The following is a 5,327-nucleotide window of genomic DNA, read 5'->3' as shown; positions in this document are numbered from 1 at the left end:
CCGATGTTCCTCGTCACCGGCCCGGCGCTGGTGCGCGAGGCCTGCAAGGCCGGCGTGATCGGCGGCCTGCCCCGGCAGAACGCGCGCAGCTTCGAGATCTTCGAGCAGTGGCTGGTCGACATCCGCCGCGACCTCGACCGGCATGCCGCCGAGAACCCGGGCGCGCGCATCGCGCCCATCGCCGTCAATCTCGCGACGCGCCTGCCGCCGGACGAGCTGGCGGTGCACCTGGCGGTCTGCCGGCGCTACGGCGTCGAGATCATCATCAGCGCCACCGGCGACCCGACCGAACTGGTCGCGCGGGTCCACGATTGGGGCGGCAAGGTCTTCCACGACGTGACGAACCTGCGCTTCGCCGAGAAGGCGATCGCCGCGGGCGCGGACGGCCTGACCTGCATCGGCGCCGGGGGTGGCGGCCACTCCGGGACGATCAGCCACCTGGCGCTCATCCCGCAGGTACGGGCGATGTTCGACGGCGTGATCATCATGGCGGGCGCGGTGTCGAACGGCGCCACCATCCGGGCCGCTGAGATCCTGGGCGCCGACCTCGCCTACCTCGGCACCCGCTTCATCGCCACGCAGGAGTCGGATGCGCCACAGCCCTACAAGGACCTGCTGGTCAGCCAGACCTCGGCGGGCCTGATGTACACCGGCAAGATCGCGGGCGTGCCGGCCAACTGGATGGCCGAGTCCATGCGGCTGGTCGGCCTCGACCCCGCCAACCTGCCCGAGCCGCTGGGCAAGGGCATGCGCCACGACCACCTGCCCGAGGGCGTGCGGCCCTGGCTGAACCTCTGGAGCGCGGGGCAGGGGATCGATCTGATCCGCGACATCCCGAGCGTCGCCGAGCTCGTGCAGCGCCTGCGCGCCGAGTACGTCGCCGCCTGCGAGACGCCGGACATGGCGGAAGCCGCGCGCCTCGTGGACCGCGCCCTGGACGCTGCGTCGGCATGATCCCTGCCGCTGCGCCCCAGCAACACCGCCCCTGGAGAACCTCGTAGTGTCCAGCCTTTCCGATCTGGTGCGCGGCGTCCTGAAGGTCGATCCGCAGGCGCCCGCGATGGAGTACGAGCAGCGGTGGCGGACCTGGGGCGACCTGGGGCGGGTCGTGGCCGGGATCGACGAGGCGCTCGCTGCCGCTGGCCTCGGGCCGGGGACCCGGGTGGCGGGCCTCTTGCGGAACCATCCCCTGACGGCGGCGAGCCTGCTGGCGGTGGTGACCGGCGACCGCTGCATCGTAACCCTCAACCCCGCCCTGCCCGACGACCGCCTGGCCAGCGATATCCTGGCGCTGAAGCCGCCGGCGATCATTGGGCTCGAACGGGACTGGGCGAGGGCGCCCGTGCGCGACGCGGCGCGGCAGGTCGGTTGCCTGGGGTTGCTCCTCAGCGACGACTCTGAGCGGCCGGTGCGTCCGGTCGACGGGCTGGAGGAGGTGCGTGGCCAGGACTTGCGGCGCGAGGCGCCGGGCGTCGCGATCGAGATGCTGACCAGCGGCACGACGGGAACCCCGAAGCGGATCCCGCTCAAGGCCGCCTCGCTGGACAAGGGCGTCGCCGCGGCCGGGGTCTACGACGGTCGCAAGCCGGGCGATCCGCCGCGCTTGCGGGGCGGCGTGCAGATCGTCAATTCCCCGTTCGCGCACATCAGCGGCGTCTTCAGCCTGTTCAACTGCGTGGCCGCCGGCCGCGCATCGTGCCTGCTGGACCGGTTCAGCGTTGAGACGTTCACCGACGCCGTGCGTCGCCATCGTCCGAAGGTGGCCGGCGCGCCGCCCTCGGCGCTCAGGATGATCCTCGACGCCAAGGTGCCGAAGGACGACCTCGCGAGCCTGGTGGCCTTCCGCGCCGGCACGGCGCCGTTGGATCCCGACCTCGCGGACGAGTTCTATGCGCGCTATGGGATCCCGGTCCTGCAGAACTACGGCGCCACCGAGTTTGCCGGCGGCGTGGCGGGCTGGACGCTGGGCGACTTCAAGGCGCACCACGAGGACAAGCGCGGGTCGGTCGGCCGTTTGAACCCGGGGGTGTCGGCCCGCATCGTCGCCGCCGAGAGCGGCGAGGTCCTGCCGCATGGCGAGGAAGGCCTGCTGGAGCTGAAGGCCGAGCAACTGGGCGACGGCGCATCGTGGATCCGCACCACCGATCTCGGTGTGCTGGACGCCGACGGCTTCCTCTGGATCAACGGCCGCTACGACAACGCCATCATTCGCGGCGGCTTCAAGGTCTTCCCTGACGACGTGGTGCGGGCGCTCGAGGGCCACCCCGCGATCCGCGAGGCGGCCGTGGTGGGGCTCCCGGACCCCCGCCTGGGCCAGACTCCGGCCGCGGCCTACATTCTGCGCAGCGGGGTCACGCCGCCGCCCGAGGACGAGCTTCGGAGCTTCCTGCGCGAGAAGCTGTTGCCTTATCAGGTCCCGATGCGGCTGATGCAGGTGGCCGAGCTGCCCCGAACGCCGTCGCTGAAGGTCAGCCAACCCGACCTCAAGGCCATGTTCGAGGCCGCGGCGTCCTAATTCCCCGAGGAGAGACCTGAATGGCGCGCGTGCCCCCGGCGGATCCCGCCACCTTCACCGGCTCGATCGCCGAGGCCTACAAGGGCCCGGCCGGGCGGACGGGAGTCTTCCGGATACTGGCGCTCGCGCCTACCTGCATGCCTGCCTTCTCCCAGCTCACCCGCGCGCTGTTCACCAGCCTGGAGCTGCCGGAGGTCGATCGCGAGCTGCTGGTCCTGCTGACCGCCAAGCTGCAGGGCGGCGAGTACGAATGGGTGCAGCACGTGGCCATCGTCGAGGCGATGGGGGTGTCGAAGGCGGTCGTCGACGCGGTCGACGGCTACGATTTCGAGTCGGAGCTCTTCACGCCCGCGCAGCGGGCGCTGTTGCGCTTCGGCCGCCAGAGCGTCCTGAATGTGAAGGTGGACGACCACGCCTTCGCCGAGACGGCCCGGCATTACAGCCCGCGCCAGATCGTCGAGGCGATCTACACGATCGGGACCTACATGTTCATGGCGCGCCTGACCCAGGGGCTGGAGGTGGAAGTCGATGCCCCGCAGGGTCCAAAGGTGCTGGAGGACGCCAAGGCGCGAAGCCGGGCGGAGTAGGGCTCAGAACGGCGCAATGAACCCGACGCGGCCCGGATCGACGGTGAGCGGCCGCTGGTAGGACGGGTCCGACCGGTCGCGGGCGGGCTTGGCGCCGCTGGTCATCAGCGCGGCCACTTCGGGCGGCAACCAGGACCGGCCCGGCACGCCGCCCCAGTCCGGTACGCACTTGCGCGCTGCGATCGCCCAGCGGCGGTCGCGGCGTTCGAGCCGGTCGATGTAGCGCCCGCCGCCCAGCGTCAGCGGGTCGCCCTCGCGGTTCATCGAGGCGGCCATCCAGTAGGTCTCGGCGTGCGCCACGTCGCCCTCCAGCTCGCAGAGGTGGTTGGTGATGATGTGCTGGGTGCTGGTCTGCATCCGCCCCTGCAGGTCGAACACCCAGTCGGCGAACGCCTCGGGGCCGCCGACGAAGATGCCGTGATCGTCCAGGGCGTCGGGGTGGTAGCAGGACAGCAGCAGCTCGCGGTCCATGCGGTCTACGGCCCGGCAATAGGCGGCGAGGCAGTCGCGGATCGCCTGGCGGTCGCTGAGCGCGTTGATGCGGGCTTCGAGGTCGGGGGCCACGGCGGTCTCCTCAGGCGGCGGTGATCAGGTCGGCGGCGCGCCAGGCCATGGCCATGGCGGGCGCGTTGGTGTTGCCGGACACGAGGCTGGGCATCACCGAGATGTCGGCCACGCGCAGGCCGTGGACGCCCCGGACACGCAGCCGGGTGTCGACCACCGAGGCTTCGTCGGCGCCCATCCGGCAGGTGCCGGCGGCGTGGTAACCGGCCCCGCCGATGCGGTGGAAGGCGTCGATGATCTCGTCCCCGCGCTGCAGGCCCGCGCCCGGCCAGGTCTCCTCGACGACATAGCGCTCGAGCGCCGGCTGGGCGAAGAGCCGCCGGATCAACCGCACGATGCCGATGGAGGTCTGGCGGTCGCAGCACTCGGCGAGGTAGTTGGGTTCGATGGCCAGCGGCGCGTCGGGGTCGTTCGCCGTGATCGCCACCGTGCCGCGGCTCTTGGGGCGCATGGGATAGCCCCCGCACAAAGCGCCGGGCTGGCGCTCCATGACGAAGCCCTTCTGGCTCCGATCGACCGACATCGGCCCCATGCCGAGCTGGGCGTCGGGACGGGCGAGCCCGGGGTTGGTCTTCACGAAGCCGCCCACCTCGAACGCGGCCGACGTGAGGGGGCCGGAGCGAAAGAGCCCATAGCGCAGGACGCTCGCCAGCAGGCCCGGCCCGGCGAACGCATGGTTCTGGCTCCCGTGGCGAACGCGAAACTGCATGGCCAGGAGACGGTGCTCGCGCATGTTGGCGCCGACGTCCGGCGACTCGGCCACGATCGGCACGCCGAGGCCTCGCAGGAGTCTCGACGGGCCGACGCCGGAAAGCTGCAGCAGCTTCGGCGAATGCAAGGCGCCGGCCGCCAGGACCACCTCGCGGCCCGCGCGGACGCTTCGTTCCCCGCTGGGAGTCCGGATGCGCACGCCGATGGCGCGGCGCCCCTGGAACTCGACCCGCAGCGCCTCGGCCTGGGTGAGGATGCGCAGGTTGGGCCGCGACCGCGCGGGGTCGAGGAACGCCCGGGCGGCGCTCTGCCGCTGCCCGTCGGCGATGGTTCGGGGCTGGTAACCGAAGCCCTGGTCGTCGAGCGTGTTGAGGTCGTCCACGATCGGAAGGCCCATGTTGGCGGCCGACTGGATCATCGCCTCGCAGAGCTCCTGGCGCTTTGGATGGGGCGTGACCTTGAGCGGTCCGCCCACGCCCCGGCCTCCGCCGGGACCCAGCGCATGGTCTTCCATAGCCCGGAAGCACGGTTCGAGGTCCTTCCAGCCCCAACCCTCGCAGCCGTCGGCCTCCCAGGCATCGTAGTCGCTGGGCAACCCGCGAACGTAGACCATGCCGTTGACGGAGCTGGAACCGCCGAGGCCCTTGCCCCGCACCCAGTACTCCGGCGCATTGTGGCCGCCGGTCTTCGCCACCTGGTACATCCAGACGTGCTTCGGGTCGGCGAGCAGCCGGCCGAAGCCTCTGGGCATGGCGATGAGCGGGCTGGTGTCCGGACCGCCAGCTTCGAGCAGCAGGACGCGGACGGAGCGATCGGCCGAGAGGCGGTTTGCCAGGACACAACCGGAAGAGCCCGCGCCGACGATGATGTAGTCGTAGGTCTCCATGGGCGTCTCCGTCGCCACCTCGTTCTCGGGTGGCATTGCGATATGTATAACATAGTTATAGAAG

5 protein-coding genes are annotated in these 5,327 nt (G+C 71.0%); 3 read left to right on the top strand and 2 right to left on the bottom strand.

What is annotated here, in order from left to right:
• The 3 genes from VGD44_RS01730 to VGD44_RS01720 all read left to right on the top strand — a co-directional run.
• A partial coding sequence (locus tag VGD44_RS01730) for a nitronate monooxygenase (protein WP_331083232.1) occupies nt 1–954 on the top strand: 954 nt, incomplete at its 5' end.
• Between the two features lie 46 nt (nt 955–1,000).
• Nucleotides 1,001–2,515: a class I adenylate-forming enzyme family protein gene (locus tag VGD44_RS01725; RefSeq protein WP_331083230.1), complete on the top strand. Its 1,515-nt coding sequence runs from the start codon at nt 1,001–1,003 to the stop codon at nt 2,513–2,515.
• A 20-nt stretch (nt 2,516–2,535) separates the two neighbouring features.
• Nucleotides 2,536–3,102 carry a carboxymuconolactone decarboxylase family protein gene (locus VGD44_RS01720; protein ID WP_331083228.1) on the top strand — a complete coding sequence of 189 codons (567 nt, stop codon included), beginning with the start codon at nt 2,536–2,538 and terminating at the stop codon, nt 3,100–3,102.
• Nucleotides 3,103–3,105: 3 nt separating this feature from the next.
• On the opposite strand, the gene VGD44_RS01715 is transcribed toward VGD44_RS01720, so the two are convergent.
• Nucleotides 3,106–3,666: a nuclear transport factor 2 family protein gene (locus VGD44_RS01715; RefSeq protein ID WP_331083226.1), complete on the bottom strand. Its 561-nt coding sequence runs from the start codon at nt 3,664–3,666 to the stop codon at nt 3,106–3,108.
• A gap of 10 nt (nt 3,667–3,676) precedes the next feature.
• Nucleotides 3,677–5,327: GMC family oxidoreductase (locus VGD44_RS01710; protein ID WP_331083224.1), on the bottom strand; the 1,651-nt coding region annotated here is incomplete at its 5' end.

Origin of the sequence: Phenylobacterium sp. (genome assembly GCF_036402295.1) — a bacterium.
Classification (GTDB): Bacteria; Pseudomonadota; Alphaproteobacteria; order Caulobacterales; family Caulobacteraceae; genus Phenylobacterium.
The sequence above is the reverse complement of the archived record's forward strand: the minus strand, read 5'-3'. Positions and strand labels throughout refer to the sequence as shown.